Below are 15,417 nucleotides of genomic sequence, written 5' to 3' on the forward strand. Positions count from 1 at the left end.
TCTGGTCCCCCTCAGGCTCTCGCGCCGCGGAGCACGGACGAGCCCTCGAACTCGACGCCCGGGGCGGGCGGGGCCCCCTCGGTGAACCCCGGTACCGGGTCCAGCACCAGGTTGCCCGACTGCCCGTAGAAGGCGACGGGGTTGCGCCACAGCACCTTGTCGACGTCGTCGTCGCTGAACCCCGCCGCGAGCATCGCGTGGCCCGTCTTGGCGGTCTTGAGCGGGTCGGACCGCCCCCAGTCCGCCGCGGAGTTCACGATCATGCGCTCGGTCCCGTATTCCTTGAGGATGGCGACCATGCGGTCCTCGTCCATCTTGGTGTCGGGGTAGATCGAGAACCCGGCCCACGCACCGGCGTCGAGCACCATGGCCACGTTGGTCTCGTTGAGGTGGTCCACCAGCACCCGCTCGGCCGGCAGCCCGGACTCGGCGACGACGTCGAGGGTGCGGCGCGTCCCCGCGAGCTTGTCGCGGTGCGGGGTGTGCACCAGGACGGGGAGCTCCGCGTCCTGGGCCATCCGCAGCTGGGCGGAGAACACCTCGTCCTCCTCGGGCGTCATCGAGTCGTAGCCCACCTCGCCGACGGCCACCACGCCGTCCTTGAGCAGGTAGCGCGGGATCTCGGCGAGCACCTCGCGGCAGCGCGGGTCGTTCGCCTCCTTGGGGTTGAGCGCGATGGTCGCGTGGTGCCGGATGCCGAACTGCGCCGCCCGGAACCTCTCCCAGCCCAGGAGGGAGTCGAAGTAGTCGGTGAACGAGCCCACACCGGTGCGGGGCTGGCCCAGCCAGAACGCGGGCTCGACGACGACGCGCACCCCCGAGGCGTACATCGCCTCGTAGTCGTCGGTGGTGCGGCTCGTCATGTGGATGTGCGGGTCGAGGATGCGCATCGTCACTCCTTGGTGCGGCTGAGCGGGGTGCTGCTGAGGGGGGTGGTCGTGAGCCGGTCGAGATCGGCGGGCACGGGGCGTCCGGCCGCCTGCCGCTCGGCCGCGAAGTCACGGGCCATGCGGTCGAGCTCGTCGTCGGCGCGGTCCTGGAGCCCGGCCGCCGCGTCCAGGCTCGTGCCCTGGAAGACGAGCTTGAGGATCGCGTGCCGCCACGTGTGCTGGTCCAGGTACCGCGCCCCGAACGGCCCGACGGCGGACGCGACGAGGCTCGGGTCGTTGGTGCGCAGCGCGTCGGCGGCGAGGTCGAGGCCCGCGGCGACGAGCGGACCGGTGCCGGTGTCCGCAGGGCCGAGGGCGTCGCGCCCGGTCAGCGCGTCGAGGCCGCGCAGCACCCCGCGCCGCTCGGCGGCATCGCCCTGCTGGTAGAGGGACACCAGGCGCTCGGCGCAGTCCTGGCCCGTGCCCACGGCGTCCACGAGCGCGACGACCAGCTCGGCGCGGGCGGCGTCGTCGACGGTGCCGTGGACCACGCCGCCCGGGTCGGTGTCGGGCCGCAGCGGCGCGCGGCCCACGCGCCGGGCGGCGAACGCGAACGCCCGGGCGACGCTGTCCGGGTCGCGGGCCACCTCGGCACGGGCCTCGGTGAGCCAGTCCGGGCCGGGCCGGGCGCCCGTGTCCGTCGCGCGGCTGTCGGTGTTCATGACCTACGTCCTTTCGCCGGTCGGCGCGCCGGTGACGGCGGCCCAGGCCCGCAGCAGTGCGGTGCGGCTGTCGAGGGCGAGCCGTGGCGCGTCGTGGGAGTGGCGGGGCAGCTCGACGGCGGCGACCCCCGTGTAACCGATGTCGGCGAGCGTGGCGAGCACCCCCGGCAGGTCGATGCTGCCCTCGCCGAAGGGGCGGTGCTCATGGTGCGTGCGGGGCATGTCGTCGAGCTGCACGTTGCGCAGGTACGGCGCGGCCGCGCGGAGCGCCCCGTCGACCCCCTCGGGCTCCACGACCAGGCAGTGCCCGACGTCCACGGTGATCCCCAGCTCGGGCGGCGTGCCGACGTCGCCCAGCAGGCGCAGGGCGTCGTCGACCGTCTCGACCAGCATGCCCGGCTCAGGCTCTACCGCGAGCCGCACACCGCGTTCCCCCGCGTACTCGACCAGGGCGGGGACGCGGTCGCGCAGCCGGGCCCAGCCGTCCGCCGGGTCGGCGTCGGCAGGCAGGATCCCCGAGAAGAACGAGACGCAGCGCGCGTCGAGGTCCGCGGCGATCTCGATGGCTCGCTCCAGGAAGCGCATGCGCAGCGTGGCGTCCCGGTCGACGAGCGTGGGCCGGTGCTTGTGCAGCGGGTCCAGCAGGTACCGGGTACCGGTCTCGACGACCACCGCCGCGCCCGTACCCCCGCGCATGCGCCCGAGGTGCGCGCGCAGCGCGGTGACGTCGTCGCTCGCGAGCGGTGCGAACGGGTCGAGGTGCGGAAAGCCGAGAGTCAGCGCGACCGCGTCGTACCCGACGTCGTCGAGCACGTCGAGCGCCGTGTGCAGGGGGTGGTCACCGAAACCGTTGGTGCCGTAGCCCAGCAGGAACGGTGGTCTCACGTGATGCTCACCCCCGCGCGGCCGCGAGCGCGGCTCAGCAGCCGCAGCCCGTAACCGGCGGCGGCGACCCCGGCCAGGAGCGCGGTGGTCCCGAGGCCGCCGGAGCGTGCTGCCCACGTGGCCTGGAGCGGCACCATCGCCTGGATGCCGGACCGGGTCGCCGTGCGGGCGTTCGCCGCCGTCGGCCGGGCCGCCGCGCGCACCTGCGCGGGCAGGCAGGCCGCCGCGTAGGCGCCGGCGGCCGCGGCCGTCGTCCACCGGACGACGGCCTGGCGGCCGGTACCCGCTGCTGACGAGCCCGTCGCGGGCGCAGTGGCGGCCGCGGCGATCGCGCCCGCGACCGTCCCCGCGGCGACGCCGCCGGCCACCTGCGTCGTGGTGCCGTGCACCTCGCCGCGGGAGAGCACCGTGACGCCGAGGGTGTGGGCGGCGAGGCCCGCGGCGGCGGGGAGAGCCGACCGCACGTTCCCCGGCGTGGCGCCGAGCAGCACGTCGAGCCCCCGGCACGCCGCCATGACGGCCGGCCCCGTCGGGTGGTCCTTGGCGACCAGGTCGTAGGTCCAGACGCAGGCGGCGAGCGGTACGGCGACGGCGAGCGCGCGCCGTCCGCCGGCGATGCCCGCGGCCGCCACACCCCCGGCGGTCAGGGCCGCTCCGACGGCGAGCGCGCCGCGGGGCGTGATCCGGCCGGACGGGATGGGACGTTCGGGGCGCTCGGTCGCGTCGAGGTGCCGGTCGGCGTAGTCGTTCAGGGCCATGCCGCCCAGGTAGAGGCAGGCCGAGGCGACCGGGAGCAGGGCGTGGCGGCCCTTGAACGGTACGGGTGTGCCGGCCCTCGCGGCGGCGAGGCCCGCCAGGGAGTCGCCGATGACGCTCAGGGCGGCGGGTGCGCGGACCAGCTCGGCGAGGTCTCGCAGACCGGCCCGCCGGCGCCGTTGACCACAGCAGTCGCTGCCGACGCCGGCGGTGCCCCGGCAGCAGGTGCTGTGGTCGACGGCCGTCCGGCCGGCCGGCGACTGCTCGCTCAGCGGTGGGTCGAACCGGGGCCTGAAGCGGCGTTGGCCGGACCGCGAGGTCATGGTTCGACCTGCGCCGAGGCGCCGCGGACCCACTCCTCGAGCGCGCGGGCCTGGTCTGCCGCGTCGTGCACGTCGGAGCCCCACGGGTCCTTGAAGAAGAAGCCCAGCTCCTGGACCGGACCGCTGATGCCGGCGGCGTGCGCGAGCGCGAGCAGGCGGGCCAGGTCGAGGACGAGGGGCGCGGCGAGCATCGAGTCGTGCGCGCTCCAGGTGGTCTGGAGGGTGAGCCGCGAGCCGAGGAAGCCCTCGACGTGCACGTGGTCCCAGGCGACCTTGATGTCGCCGAGGTCCGGCACGTTGTCGATGTGCAGGGGGGTGATGTCGCTGCCGGTCAGCGCTGTCAGTCCCCGCGTCTTGGTGGACAGCTTGCTGCGCACGGCGTCGGGGTCGGCCAGGGTGGCGCCGTCACCGCCGCCCAGCAGGTTGGTCCCCGCCCACGACAGCACCTTGAGGTTGCGCGCGGCGAACGCGGGCGCCAGGACCGTGCGGAGCCAGGTCTGCCCGGTCTTGCCGTCCTGTCCGGCGACGGGGATGCCGTGCTCACGGGCGAGCTCGGTCAGTGCGGGCAGGCTCATGCCGGCCGACGGGGTGAAGGCGGCGTACGCGGCTCCGGCAAGGATCGCCGCGTACGCCGAGACGGAGGACGCCGGGAGCACGGCCCGCGCGGGGTCGGCCAGGGCGACGAGCAGGGCCGCGGGGTCGTCGTGCTCCGGCACGGGGACCACGGGGGCCTCGGTGGAGGAGAGGTCCACCACCACGACGCGGGCCAGCGCGTTCCGCTCACGGAACGACGTGATGTCGGCGGCCAGACGCTCGGCGACGGCCTGCTGGGACTCGTCGTCCGATCCGCCGTGCGGGTCGTAGCCGGGGCGTACCTCGGCGTCGGCGCGCTCGAGGGCGTCGTGCGCGGCGGCGAACAGCCGCGGCGGGACCATCCCGGTCTCGACCAGGCACTCCGCGCGCTTGGTCATGGTGACGGAGGAGATGTCGTGCCCGCCCACCACGAGGTCGGCGAACTCCGGCAGACCCGCCGAGGCGAACGGCTCCTGTGCGGTGACACAGCCCGTCGGTGGTGACTGTCCCTCGGCAATGGCGGCTAGGCCTAGTGCCGCGGTACTGGCCACGGAGCCACGGGCTCCGACGAACCAGATTCCCGTGCGTTCGGCGGCATGGTGGCGTGCAGTGGCGTCGTACATCATCGCTCCCCGGATCGACGTCGTCGTCCCGAGCAACCTATCCCGGACTTATGCCGATAAGCAAACAAAAGTTCAAAGATCATCGGAAGAAGCGAGATCGTCGACAACGGGCGGCCCGCGAGGGCGGGCGACGAGCGACAGGGTAAGCGCCGTCCGCCGCTGAAAGCCAGGGGTGAGCCGCGTCCGCGTCCGCCTGCTGGTCACCGCTTCCGCCGCCCGGCGGGCTGTGGCACGATGGCCCCCATGAGCCCGCGCTGCACCCCGCGACAGGTGATCATCATTTCGTAGCGCGTCCGGAGACACCCCACCGGACGCGCAGACCTTCCACACCCGGAGGGTCTTTTTTTATTGGTCTGAGGGTCCTGCGGCCCGGTCAGCCACATCGTCAGCCACATCGTTGGGAGCATCGATGACCACCGCCTCGTTCCAGGTGTACGACACGACGTTGCGCGACGGCGCGCAGCAGGAGGGCATGAGCCTCTCCGTCTCCGACAAGCTCGCCATCGCGGCTCTCCTCGACGAGCTCGGCGTCGGCTACATCGAGGGCGGCTGGCCGGGTGCGGTCCCCAAGGACACCGACTTCTTCGCGCGCGCCGCCACCGAGCTCACCCTCAAGAACGCGGTGCTCGCCGCGTTCGGGGCCACCCGCCGCGCGGGCGTGCGTGCGGGGGACGACCAGCAGGTGCGAGCCCTGCTCGACGCCGCCACGCCGGTGGTGACGCTCGTGGCCAAGTCGGACGTGCGGCACGTGGAGCGCGCGCTGAAGACCACTCGCGCCGAGAACCTCGCGATGATCGGCGACACCGTCGCGTTCCTCGTCGCCGAGGGCCGCCGCGTGGTGCTCGACGCCGAGCACTTCTTCGACGGCTACCGGCACGACCCCGACTACGCGAGGAGCGCCGTCACCGCTGCGTTCGACGCCGGCGCCGAGGTGGTCACGCTCTGCGACACCAACGGGGGCATGCTGCCGACCTGGATCGGCGAGATCGTGCACGAGCTGCGGTCCACCGTCGCCGTCGGGTCAGGGCAGCTGCTCGGCGTGCACGCGCACAACGACAGCGGCTGCGCCGTCGCGAACTCGCTCGCCGCCGTCGAGGCGGGCGCCACCCACGTGCAGGGCACGATCAACGGGTACGGCGAGCGGACCGGCAATGCCGACCTCGTCACCGTCGTCGCCAACCTGGAGCTGAAGGGCGGCATGTCCCTCCTGGCCGACGGCGGTCTGCGGGAGGCCGCTCGGATCTCGCACGCCATCAGCGAGATCACGAACATCTCGCCGTTCGCGCGCCAGCCGTACGTCGGGGCGAGCGCGTTCGCCCACAAGGGCGGCCTGCATGCCAGCGCCATCCGGGTGGACCCCGACATGTACCAACACACCGACCCCACGCTGGTCGGCAACGACATGCGGATGCTCGTCTCGGACATGGCGGGCCGCGCCTCGGTCGAGCTCAAGGGCCGCGAGCTGGGCTTCGACCTCGCCGGTCAGGGCGAGCTGCTGTCCCGGGTCACCAACCGGGTGAAGGACGACGAGGCGGCCGGCTACACCTACGAGGCGGCCGACGCGTCGTTCGAGCTCCTGCTGCGCTCGGAGCTCGGTCGCCGTCCGGAGTTCTTCGCCGTCGAGTCGTGGCGCACCATCATCGAGACGCTGCCGGCGGGCGCGGCCCCGCCGTCGGTCCACGCGCCCGACGCCGACGCCGTGGCCGAGGCGACCGTCAAGATCCGGGCCGGTGGCGAGCGCATCGTGACGACGGGAGAGGGTAACGGGCCGGTCAACGCGCTCGACCAGGCCCTGCGCACCGCGCTGTCCCAGGTCTACCCGGAGCTCGCGCGGTTCGAGCTCATCGACTTCAAGGTACGCATCCTCGACACGGAGCTCGGCACCGACGCGATCACCCGGGTGCTGATCGACACCAGCGACGGTGAGCACTCCTGGTCCACGGTCGGCGTGGGCCCCAACGTGGTCGAGGCGGCCTGGGAGGCGGTCACCGAGGCCTACGTGTACGGCCTGCTGAAGTCGGGCGTCGAGCCGCGTCCATGAACCTGCCGAGGTAGTCGTCTGGCGAGGTAGTCGGGTGGCGAAGTAGTACTACTTCGCCACCCGACTACCTCGCCAGACGACTACCTCGGCGCGGGTGGGTCAGGCGACCGGTGCGGCCGGGCGGTCCGCCCGGGGGGTGCCCAGGTCGAACCGCTGGTCGCGCACGGCGTCGTACGTCGCCTTGATGGCGATGGACGAGCGGTCGTACGTGCGCTGGGCGACGCGGACGAACAGGTAGTCCACGACGGTGAGCTGAGCGATACGGCTCGACATCGCACCCACCCGGAACTGGGTCTCGCGTGCCGTGGTCGCCAGGACGACGTCGGACACGAGGCCGATCGGTGCGTCCGGGAAGTTCGTGATCGCCGCGGTGAGGGCGCCGCGCTTGCGCGCGTTCTCCAGGGACTGGTTGGTCTCCCGCGTCTGGCCGGAGTGCGAGACGCCGATCGCGACGTTGCCCGGCTCGAGCAGGGCCGACGAGGCGAGCTGCTGGTGCGGGTCGGGGGACGTGAACACGAACACGCCGATGCGCTGCAGCTTCATCGCGAGGTCCGCGGCGGCGAGGTTGGACGAGCCGACACCGTAGACGTCGACGCGCTTCGCCTCCGAGATGGCGGTGGCGACCCGCTCGATCGCGTCGGTGTCGATCATGCGGGCGGTCTCTTCGATGGTGCGGGCCTCGTGGAAGGCGATCTTCGAGACGACGGCTTCGATGTCGTCGGTCTGGTTGATCTCACCCTCGGCGATGCCGGAGCGCTCCATCTCGACCTCGCGCCGGCTGGTCGCCTGGGCCAGGTCGATGCGGAACTCGGGATAGCCCGCGTAGCCGACGGCGCGGCAGAAGCGCACGACGGTGGCCTGTGACGTGTCCGCGTGACCGGCGAGCTCGGTGATGGTCGAGGCGACTACCGTGTTCGGGTCGTCGAGGACCGTCTGCGCCACTCTGGCCTCTGCGGGTCGCAGCGTCGGTAGTGCGCGCCTGAGTCGGACGAGGACGTCACCTGTCATGTCGCATCTCCCGGGATGGGGTGGTGGGGCTAGGGGTCGAGAACATACACCGGTACCGGGGATTCGGGCATGACGCAGCAGTGATGGAACCTGTCAGTGAACGACAGCCGGTCACTGAAGCTCGTCACCGGGCAGCTCGGTCGCCGAGAGCTCCGCGGCCAGAGTGTCCGAGGCGCCCATGTCTTCGGCGGCCTCGTTGAGGGTGTGGTGGCCGTCCACGCGGACCGTGAGCCACGGCCGGAATCCGGCCACGGACTGCGGTGCCTCACGCAGGCGGCGGGCCAGGTTGAGCGCACCGTCGAGCGGCGAGCCGTCGCTCGGGACGAGCGAGACGTCGGGCCGGTCCTCGGAGAGGTGCTTGGTGAGCGACACCGTGAGCGGCGACTCCTCCTGCACCAGACGGCCGGTGGTGGAGGCGAGCGGCGGGATGCCCCGGCCCAGCGCGCTCGACAGCGTGTCCGCCAGGTGCCGGCCCGCCTCGTCGAGGATGCGGATCGACGTGGAGTCGCCCTCCGCCGCCGCGATGATGACCTCAGGGGCCATCGACGCGAGCTGCCGGGCGCGCTCCGCGTTCTTGTAGAACTGGTTGGGCCAGCTCTCGATGAGGCCGAACTTGGTGACCGCGGCGTCCAGCAGGCGCTTCGAGGCCCCGCGGGACGCGCCGTCGTGGTAGCGGCCTGCCGCGCGCAGCGCCTCGCCGCCGACCCAGACACCGGCGCCCAGGTCGCCGAGCAGGTGTCCCCAGCCGTCGGCGCGACGCCAGCGGCTCACGCCGTCGTAGCCGAACGCGACCGCTCCGGTGCCCACGGAGAGCACCGCACCGGCGCGGCCCTTCAGGGCGCCGAGGTGGGCGGTGAGTGCGTCACCGGCGACGGCGGTGCGGTTGGTACGCAGCTCGCGCGCCAGGATGTCGTGCACGTCGGTGGGCTTCTCGACCAGCGAGGTCAGGCCGGTGATGCCGACAGCGGCGGAGGCGACGGGAGCGGTGCTGCCGTCGCTCATCCCGTCGTGGCCCATGCGGGCGGCCCACGCGTTGAAGGACTGGCACAGGGAGGCGACCACCGCGGGAGCGTCGCTGCCGTGGTGGTTCACCTTGACGGCGCGGCCGCTCAGGCTGATGCGCTCGGGGTGGGTGGAACTGCCGAATTCGGCGACAAGGCGCGAGCCGCTGCCGCCTACGTCGAGAGCGACGACCCAGGCGTCGACCGCCGCTTCATCAATCCCCTGTGCGAGTTCGGACACCAGGTCATTCTGACATGAAACCAGGGCAAGGTTGTCTAAAGAGAGGAGGAAATTCTGGTCTGTTCTGCTGCGCCTTCTGGCCAAATATCGGATGTGCCCGACGTCGGACCGCACCTGCCGTACCTCAGGCGCGGCTCCGACGTCGGACACCGCAGGCACCGTCGCCTACTGTGAACACGTGCGAGGAGAGTTCAAGGTTCCACTCGGAAAGCTGGTTCGTGTCGAGACCGACGTGGTCGAGACGGAGGGGTCCGCCGGGCGGCTGGCGGGCACGCGGGTGAGCGGGGACTTCTTCCTCGAACCCGACGAGGCCCTCGAGGCCATGAGCGCCGCCCTGGACGGGATGCCCGCCGACGCCTCGAAGGCGCAGCTCGCGGAGGCGGTGCGCGGGGCGCTCGAGGGTGCCACCGCGGTGGGGTTCGACGCCGACGCCGTGGCGGTGGCCACCCGGCGTGCGCTGGGCCACGCGACCGGCTGGGAGGACCACGAGTTCCAGGTGGTCCGGACCCCTGCCGTGTCGCCCCTGCTCAACGTCGCGCTCGACCAGGTGCTGACCGAACAGCTGGGCGCGGGGCGGCGCGGGCCGACCCTGCGGTTCTGGGAGTGGGACGAGTCCGCGGTGATCATCGGATCGTTCCAGTCCCTGCGCAACGAGGTGGACGTCGACGGCGCCGCACGGCACGGGGCCCGCGTGATCCGGCGGATCTCCGGAGGTGGCGCGATGTTCATGGAGCCGGGCAACACGATCACGTACTCCCTGTACGTGCCGGGCTCACTCGTGGACGGGCTGAGCTTCGAGCGGTCCTACGCGTTCCTCGACGACTGGGTGATCGGCGCCCTGCACGAGCTCGGCATCGACGCCGCGTACGTGCCGCTCAACGACATCGCCTCGCCCGCGGGCAAGATCGCCGGTGCCGCCCAGAAGCGGCTCGCCGGGGGTGCCGTGCTGCACCACGCGACGATGGCCTACGACATGGACGCCGGCAAGATGACCGACGTGCTGCGGATCGGGCGCGAGAAGCTCAGCGACAAGGGCACGCGCAGCGCGAACAAGCGGGTCGACCCGCTGCGTTCCCAGACCGGGCTCGCCCGCGCCGCGGTGATCGACGCGCTCGAGGCGTCGTTCCGTGCGCGCTACCGCACGACGACCGGCGAGATCACCCCGGAGGAGTGGGGGCTGGCCGGGCAGCTGGTGGAGTCGAAGTTCGGTACGCCGAAATGGACGGCGCGCGTTCCGTAGAACGTGCCAAGGGCCGTGCCATAGGACGTGCCTCTGATCGCGTGCCATGATGGGCAATCACGGTTTGGTAACACCCCTAGCAGATAGCCCATGCCGTCAGTAATCTCCACGCAATGCCGCGTATAGGGAATTTCATTTCTCAGGAATGTCACCTGGCTACTCTCGCGGCACCGAGCGGAAGGAAGCCGAACGATGACTCGAGCGATGCGACGGCCCATAGCTGCGGCGACGGGCGCACTGCTTCTCGCCGCCACGACGGCCGCGTGCGGCGGCGGGGGCGGCGGCGATAACGAGGGTGACGGAACCCTCGACGTCTGGATCATGCAGGGCACGAACCCCGACGCCGACGGCTTCTTCGCCGACGTGTCGGCGGCGTTCGAGGAGGAGACCGGGGCGACGCTCAACGTCGAGTTCGTCGAGTGGGCCGACGCCCACGACCGGTTCGTCACCTCGATCGCCGGCGGTACCACCCCGGACGTCGCGGAGACCGGCACCACCTGGACCCCCGAGTTCGCCGACGCCGGCGCGCTCGCCCCCCTCGACGAGCACGTGGAGGGCGCGGGGATCGGCGACGACCTGGTCGAGGGGCTGGTCGAGGCGGGGACCTACGACGAGCAGCTCTACGGCATGCCCTGGTACGCCGGGGTGCGCTCGCTGGTCTACAACACGGAGATGTTCGAGAAGGCCGGCGTCGAGCCGCCCACCACGTGGGCGGAGCTCGAGGAGGCGGCGGCGGGTCTCAAGAAGGAGTTCCCGGACAAGATCGCCGTGGCCGTGCCCGGCGACGCCGAGTTCACGGTCTACCCATGGGTGTGGGGCGCCGGCGGTGAGGTCGCCACGCTCGAGGGAGACACCTGGACCTCGCACCTCGACAGCCCCGAGTCGCAGGAGGGCATCGAGTTCTGGACCGGTCTGGCCACCGAGGGCGGCTACTCGTCCACCGGCGCCACCACCTGGCGCGAGACCGACGTGCTCGACGCCTTCGCGGCCGGCGACGTCGGCATGGCGGTCATGGGCTCCTGGACGCCGGGCGCGATCGTCGACGCGAACAAGGACATGGAGGGCAAGTTCGCCGCCGTGCCGATCCCCGGCAAGGACGGCGGCATCGCCCCGTCGGTCCTGGGCGGCTCGCACCTGAGCATGTTCGAGACGGCCGAGGACAAGGACCTGGCCTTCACGTTCATCGAGATGATGACGACCGGTGAGTTCGCGCAGCAGTGGGGCGAGCAGTCCGGCTACTTCCCCGGCCAGGTCTCGCTGCTGGACGAGACGCTCGAGAGCACCGACCCGCTCGTCGCGCCGTTCGCCCAGCAGTTCGTCGAGGGCGGTGCCTCGGTGCCCGTGGCACCCACCTACGGCGCCGTGCAGGCCAAGCTCACCACGAGCACGATGATGCAGTCCATCCTCTCGGGAGACGCCGACGTCGCCGAGGCGAGCAAGGCCGCCGCCGAGGAGATGACGAGCGTGCTGAACGGGTCTGAGTGACGCAGCAACTGACGGAGACCCGTCTGCGAGGGACGCTGCCGCGGTTCAGCCGGGCCAGGGCCGCCACCGTGCGGCCCTGGCTGCTGCTCGCCCCCGCGCTGGTGGTCCTTGCCGTGCTCCTGCTCTGGCCGCTGGTGCGGGTGTTCCTCTTCTCCCTGCAGGACTACGGCCTGCGGGAGATCACGACCGGCGAGCCCAACTGGATCGGCACCGCGAACTACACCGAGATCCTCACGTCCCCCGAGCTGTGGACGGTGGTGCTGCCCAACACCATCGGGTTCGCCGTGCTGTCCGTCGCGGGCACCGTCGCGTTCGGCACCGGTGTGGCCGTGCTGCTGGCGTCGCTCGGGACCTTCTGGCGCACCGTCACGTCCAGCGCGATCATGGCCGCCTGGGCCATGCCGGCGGTCACCGGCACCTACGTGTGGGTCTGGATCTTCGACGCCGACCGCGGCGTCTTCAACGACGTGCTGATGGGCCTCGGCCTGCTGGACGACCCCACCAACTGGTTCACCGACCGGTGGTCGTTCTACGCGATCGTCGTGCTCAACGTCATCCACCACGGCTTCCCGTTCGTCGCCGTCACCGTGCTCGCCGGCCTGCTCGGCGTGCCCAAGGAGATGCTGGAGGCCGCGGAGATGGACGGCGCGGGGGCGGTCCGCCGGTTCTTCTCGATCATCGTGCCCCAGCTGCGGCAGGTGTTCGCCGTCGTGATCATCCTGTCGACCATCTGGGACTTCAAGGTGTTCGCGCAGGTGTACCTGATGCCGGGCGGCGCGGGATCGAACCGTTCCGTGCTGAACCTGGGAGTGTGGTCGTACGTCGAGTCGTTCGGGCAGAACCGGTACGGCTTCGGCTCGGCGATCGCCGTGCTGCTGACGCTGCTGCTGCTCGGGATCACCGCCGTCTACGTCCGCACCGTGCTGGCGGAGGAGGAACGATGAGCGCCACCCGCCCGGCCCCGGCCCCGGCCCCGGCCCTGCGCCCGCTGCGGCGCACCGCGCGGCGCTCGCCCATGAAACAGCTCGGCAAGGGCGTGCTCGTCGCCCTCCTGCTCGTGTTCACACTGTTCCCCGTCTACTGGATGCTGAACAGCTCGCTCGACGCGCAGGCCGGGAACACCAACAGCTTCTGGCCGGCCGAGCCGACGCTCGACCACTACACGTTCGTGCTCACCGAGGGCGGGTTCGGGACCTTCCTGCGCAACTCCCTGCTGGTCGCGCTCGGCACCGTCCTGGTCTCGTCCGCGCTCGCGCTGCTGGCCTCCGTCGCGGTGGCCCGGTTCCGGTTCCGCATGCGCACCCAGGTACTCATGCTCGTGCTCATCGTGCAGATGGTGCCGCTCGAGGCGCTCGTCATCCCGCTGTTCGTCCAGGTCCGCGACCTGCAGCTGCTCGGCACCCTGATCGGCCTCGTCGTGGTCTACGTGGCGCTCGCGCTGCCGTTCGGCATCTGGATGCTGCGCGGCTTCGTCGCCGCGGTCCCCGTCGAGCTGGAAGAGGCCGCCTACCTCGACGGCGCCAGCTGGGGCCGCATGTTCTGGTCGGTCCTGCTGCCCCTGGTGGCGCCCGGCCTGGTCGCCACGAGCATCTTCAGCTTCATCACCGCGTGGAACGAGTTCATCTTCGCCATGACGATGCTCGGCGGTGCCACGGAGAGCTACACGGTGGCGATCGGCCTCCGCTCGTTCTTCGGCATCCACTCCAACGACTGGGGCGCCATCATGGCGGCCTCCACGATCATCACCGTGCCCGTGATGATCTTCTTCATCCTCGTCCAGCGCCGCCTCGCCTCCGGCCTCACGGCGGGAGCGGTGAAGGCATGACAGGGGAGCACGCCGGACCGGCCCGTACGGAACGGGCCGTCAACGGCGTGCTCCTGCCCGGGCTCGAGGCCGGCGGAGGCAGCGACGGCGGGCCCGTACCGGACTGGCTCGCCGACGCCGCCCGCGCCGGCCTCGCCGGCGTCGTCTACTTCGCGCGGAACACCCCCGACGTCGCCACCACCACCGAGCTGTCCGCCGCCCTCCACGCGATCTCGCCCGACCTGGTCATCGCCGTCGACGAGGAGGGTGGCGACGTCTCACGGCTCGAAGCGGCCACCGGCTCGTCCCTGCCCGGCGCGGCGGCGCTCGGCGCCTACCCCGGCGGCGGCGCGGTGTCCCTCGACGCCGGTCGGGCACTGGGCCGGCTCCTCGCCGCGACCGGCATCGACCTGCTCCTCGGCCCCGTGCTCGACGTCGTCTCCGAACCCGACAACCCCGTGATCGGCGTGCGAGCCTTCGGCACCACGCCCGACACCGTCTCCCGGCACGGCATCGCGTTCGCCCGCGGCGTGCGCAGCGCGGGCGTCGGCGTCTGCGGCAAGCACTTCCCCGGGCACGGCGCCACCACCGTGGACTCGCACGTCGGACTGCCGGTCGTCGACGCGCCCCTCGACGTCGTCCGGGCACGAGACCTCCTGCCCTTCGCGCGCGCCCTGCGGCCGGAGGGCCGGTCCGCCGGCCAGTCCACCCTCGACGCCGTGATGACCGCCCACGTGCTCTTCCCCGCACTCGGCCCGGCACCCGCCTCCGTCGAACCCGCCGCGACCCGTCTGCTGCGCGAGCTCGGCCACGACGGGCCCGTCATCACCGACGCCCTCGACATGGGCGCCCTGCGCCAGCTCACCGGCTCCGTCGGGGAGGCCGCCGTCCGCGCCGTCGAGGCCGGCGCCGACCTGCTCTGCCTCGGCCTCGACCCCGCCCTCTACCGCGAGTCCTACGACGCGCTGCGCCAGGCCGTGGACAACGGACGGCTGACCGTCGAGCGGCTCGAGGAGTCGCGGGCACGCACCCAGGCCCTCGTCACCGCGGTGCGCGACCGGCGGGCAGCCGCCGGAGCGGCGTCCGGCGCCGACGTCGCGCGCGAGGCGCTCGCGGACCTGGCCGACCTCGGGGCGCAGATCGCGGACGCCGTCGTCCACGTGCGGGGCGGGCCCCTGGTGCCGCTCGCCCCCGGTGCGGAGCCCGACGTGGTCGACCTGCGCACGCGGCTGGACCACGCCGCCGGGCGCAAGGCCCGGCACGTGCAGTCCGCGATCGCCGCGACCTGGCCGGGGGCGAGGGTGTTTCCGGCCGACGGAGGCGCCGCGGAGGGACCCGTCGGTGAGGTGCCGGCGGAACTCGGTCTCGATCAACACGGACTTGCGGTGCTAATCGCCCGATTCACCCGGTACGGTGTATCGGCGGATCTCGACAGAACTGGTGCCGAACGTGTTGCAGACTTTCCTGAGGGCCCCCTCCAGGACGCGGCTCGCTCCGAACCACTGGTCGTGATCACCCGTGAACCCGTTCCGGGTTCGGCCGAACGAGCCCGGCTGGAGCAGCTCTGGGCGGTCCGGCCGGACCTCGTCGTGGTGCACACCGGCCTTCCGGGGCCGGTCGAGGAATGGTTCGGGGCGTTGAGCGGTGGTGGGCCCGTGGTCGTGGTGGCGTGCGGGACGGGGCGGGCGAACGCGGCGGCCGCGGTCGAGCGGCTCCGTGGGCCGGTGGGCCGGCAGGACAGCGAAGAGCAGCACAGCAGCGAGCAGTGATGAGCCGAACAGCGATGAGCCGAGCAGTGATGAGCACCGATGAGCAATGAGCAGCACACACGTCAAGACCACACAGC

13 protein-coding genes are annotated in these 15,417 nt (G+C 72.0%); 6 read left to right on the top strand and 7 right to left on the bottom strand.

Annotation, left to right across the window (positions count from 1 at the left end; genetic code table 11):
* Nucleotides 1-11: 11 nt before the first annotated feature.
* The 5 genes from ACYVK7_RS15055 to ACYVK7_RS15075 are packed head-to-tail and all read right to left on the bottom strand — an operon-like array spanning nt 12 to nt 4,751.
* Nucleotides 12-890, bottom strand: a complete 879-nt coding sequence (locus ACYVK7_RS15055) for a TatD family hydrolase (RefSeq protein WP_460888536.1) — start codon at nt 888-890, stop codon at nt 12-14.
* 2 nt (nt 891-892) lie between these two features.
* Nucleotides 893-1,591: an EboA domain-containing protein gene (locus ACYVK7_RS15060; RefSeq protein WP_460888537.1), complete on the bottom strand. Its 699-nt coding sequence runs from the start codon at nt 1,589-1,591 to the stop codon at nt 893-895.
* A 3-nt stretch (nt 1,592-1,594) separates the two neighbouring features.
* Nucleotides 1,595-2,476 (bottom strand): sugar phosphate isomerase/epimerase family protein, encoded by an 882-nt coding sequence (locus tag ACYVK7_RS15065; protein ID WP_460888538.1) that lies wholly within the window; start codon nt 2,474-2,476, stop codon nt 1,595-1,597.
* Nucleotides 2,473-3,555, bottom strand: a complete 1,083-nt coding sequence (locus ACYVK7_RS15070) for an SCO3242 family prenyltransferase (RefSeq protein ID WP_460888539.1) — start codon at nt 3,553-3,555, stop codon at nt 2,473-2,475. The genes ACYVK7_RS15065 and ACYVK7_RS15070 overlap by 4 nt, the downstream gene beginning before the upstream one ends.
* The gene (locus ACYVK7_RS15075; protein WP_460888540.1) at nt 3,552-4,751 is read right to left on the bottom strand and encodes an inositol-3-phosphate synthase; all 1,200 of its coding nucleotides are present in this window, start codon (nt 4,749-4,751) and stop codon (nt 3,552-3,554) included. The genes ACYVK7_RS15070 and ACYVK7_RS15075 overlap by 4 nt, the downstream gene beginning before the upstream one ends.
* 409 nt (nt 4,752-5,160) lie before the next feature.
* Between ACYVK7_RS15075 and cimA the strand changes: the two genes are divergently transcribed.
* Nucleotides 5,161-6,792 carry a citramalate synthase gene (cimA, locus tag ACYVK7_RS15080; RefSeq protein ID WP_460888541.1) on the top strand — a complete coding sequence of 544 codons (1,632 nt, stop codon included), beginning with the start codon at nt 5,161-5,163 and terminating at the stop codon, nt 6,790-6,792.
* A gap of 99 nt (nt 6,793-6,891) precedes the next feature.
* On the opposite strand, the gene ACYVK7_RS15085 is transcribed toward cimA, so the two are convergent.
* Together ACYVK7_RS15085 and ACYVK7_RS15090 are read right to left on the bottom strand one after the other, a co-directional pair.
* Nucleotides 6,892-7,800 (bottom strand): MurR/RpiR family transcriptional regulator, encoded by a 909-nt coding sequence (locus ACYVK7_RS15085; protein ID WP_460888542.1) that lies wholly within the window; start codon nt 7,798-7,800, stop codon nt 6,892-6,894.
* A 111-nt stretch (nt 7,801-7,911) separates the two neighbouring features.
* Entirely contained in the window at nt 7,912-9,042 is a 1,131-nt protein-coding gene (locus tag ACYVK7_RS15090; protein WP_460888543.1) for an N-acetylglucosamine kinase, read from the bottom strand.
* 178 nt (nt 9,043-9,220) lie between these two features.
* Between ACYVK7_RS15090 and ACYVK7_RS15095 the strand changes: the two genes are divergently transcribed.
* The 5 genes from ACYVK7_RS15095 to ACYVK7_RS15115 all read left to right on the top strand — a co-directional run bounded on the left by ACYVK7_RS15095 (nt 9,221) and on the right by ACYVK7_RS15115 (nt 15,340).
* Entirely contained in the window at nt 9,221-10,282 is a 1,062-nt protein-coding gene (locus ACYVK7_RS15095) for a lipoate--protein ligase family protein (protein ID WP_460888544.1), read from the top strand.
* 192 nt (nt 10,283-10,474) lie between these two features.
* On the top strand, nt 10,475-11,767 hold the full coding sequence (locus tag ACYVK7_RS15100; RefSeq protein ID WP_460888545.1) for a sugar ABC transporter substrate-binding protein: 1,293 nt from the start codon (nt 10,475-10,477) through the stop codon (nt 11,765-11,767).
* A gap of 23 nt (nt 11,768-11,790) precedes the next feature.
* Entirely contained in the window at nt 11,791-12,711 is a 921-nt protein-coding gene (locus tag ACYVK7_RS15105; RefSeq protein ID WP_460888589.1) for a carbohydrate ABC transporter permease, read from the top strand.
* Nucleotides 12,708-13,592, top strand: coding sequence for a carbohydrate ABC transporter permease (locus ACYVK7_RS15110; RefSeq protein ID WP_460888546.1), 885 nt, complete (start codon nt 12,708-12,710; stop codon nt 13,590-13,592). The genes ACYVK7_RS15105 and ACYVK7_RS15110 overlap by 4 nt, the downstream gene beginning before the upstream one ends.
* Nucleotides 13,589-15,340 carry a glycoside hydrolase family 3 N-terminal domain-containing protein gene (locus ACYVK7_RS15115; RefSeq protein ID WP_460888547.1) on the top strand — a complete coding sequence of 584 codons (1,752 nt, stop codon included), beginning with the start codon at nt 13,589-13,591 and terminating at the stop codon, nt 15,338-15,340. The genes ACYVK7_RS15110 and ACYVK7_RS15115 overlap by 4 nt, the downstream gene beginning before the upstream one ends.
* The last annotated feature ends 77 nt before the right edge of the window (nt 15,341-15,417 follow it).

Source organism: Promicromonospora xylanilytica (assembly GCF_054782895.1).

Coding starts and splice junctions, on each gene's coding strand:
- cimA (WP_460888541.1), top strand. CDS start 5,161: ATGACCACCGCCTCGTTCCAGGTGTACGACACGACGTTGCGCGACGGC.
- ACYVK7_RS15100 (WP_460888545.1), top strand. CDS start 10,475: ATGACTCGAGCGATGCGACGGCCCATAGCTGCGGCGACGGGCGCACTG.
- ACYVK7_RS15110 (WP_460888546.1), top strand. CDS start 12,708: ATGAGCGCCACCCGCCCGGCCCCGGCCCCGGCCCCGGCCCTGCGCCCG.
- ACYVK7_RS15060 (WP_460888537.1), bottom strand. CDS start 1,591: ATGAACACCGACAGCCGCGCGACGGACACGGGCGCCCGGCCCGGCCCG.
- ACYVK7_RS15115 (WP_460888547.1), top strand. CDS start 13,589: ATGACAGGGGAGCACGCCGGACCGGCCCGTACGGAACGGGCCGTCAAC.
- ACYVK7_RS15075 (WP_460888540.1), bottom strand. CDS start 4,751: ATGTACGACGCCACTGCACGCCACCATGCCGCCGAACGCACGGGAATC.
- ACYVK7_RS15070 (WP_460888539.1), bottom strand. CDS start 3,555: ATGACCTCGCGGTCCGGCCAACGCCGCTTCAGGCCCCGGTTCGACCCA.
- ACYVK7_RS15055 (WP_460888536.1), bottom strand. CDS start 890: ATGCGCATCCTCGACCCGCACATCCACATGACGAGCCGCACCACCGAC.
- ACYVK7_RS15085 (WP_460888542.1), bottom strand. CDS start 7,800: ATGACAGGTGACGTCCTCGTCCGACTCAGGCGCGCACTACCGACGCTG.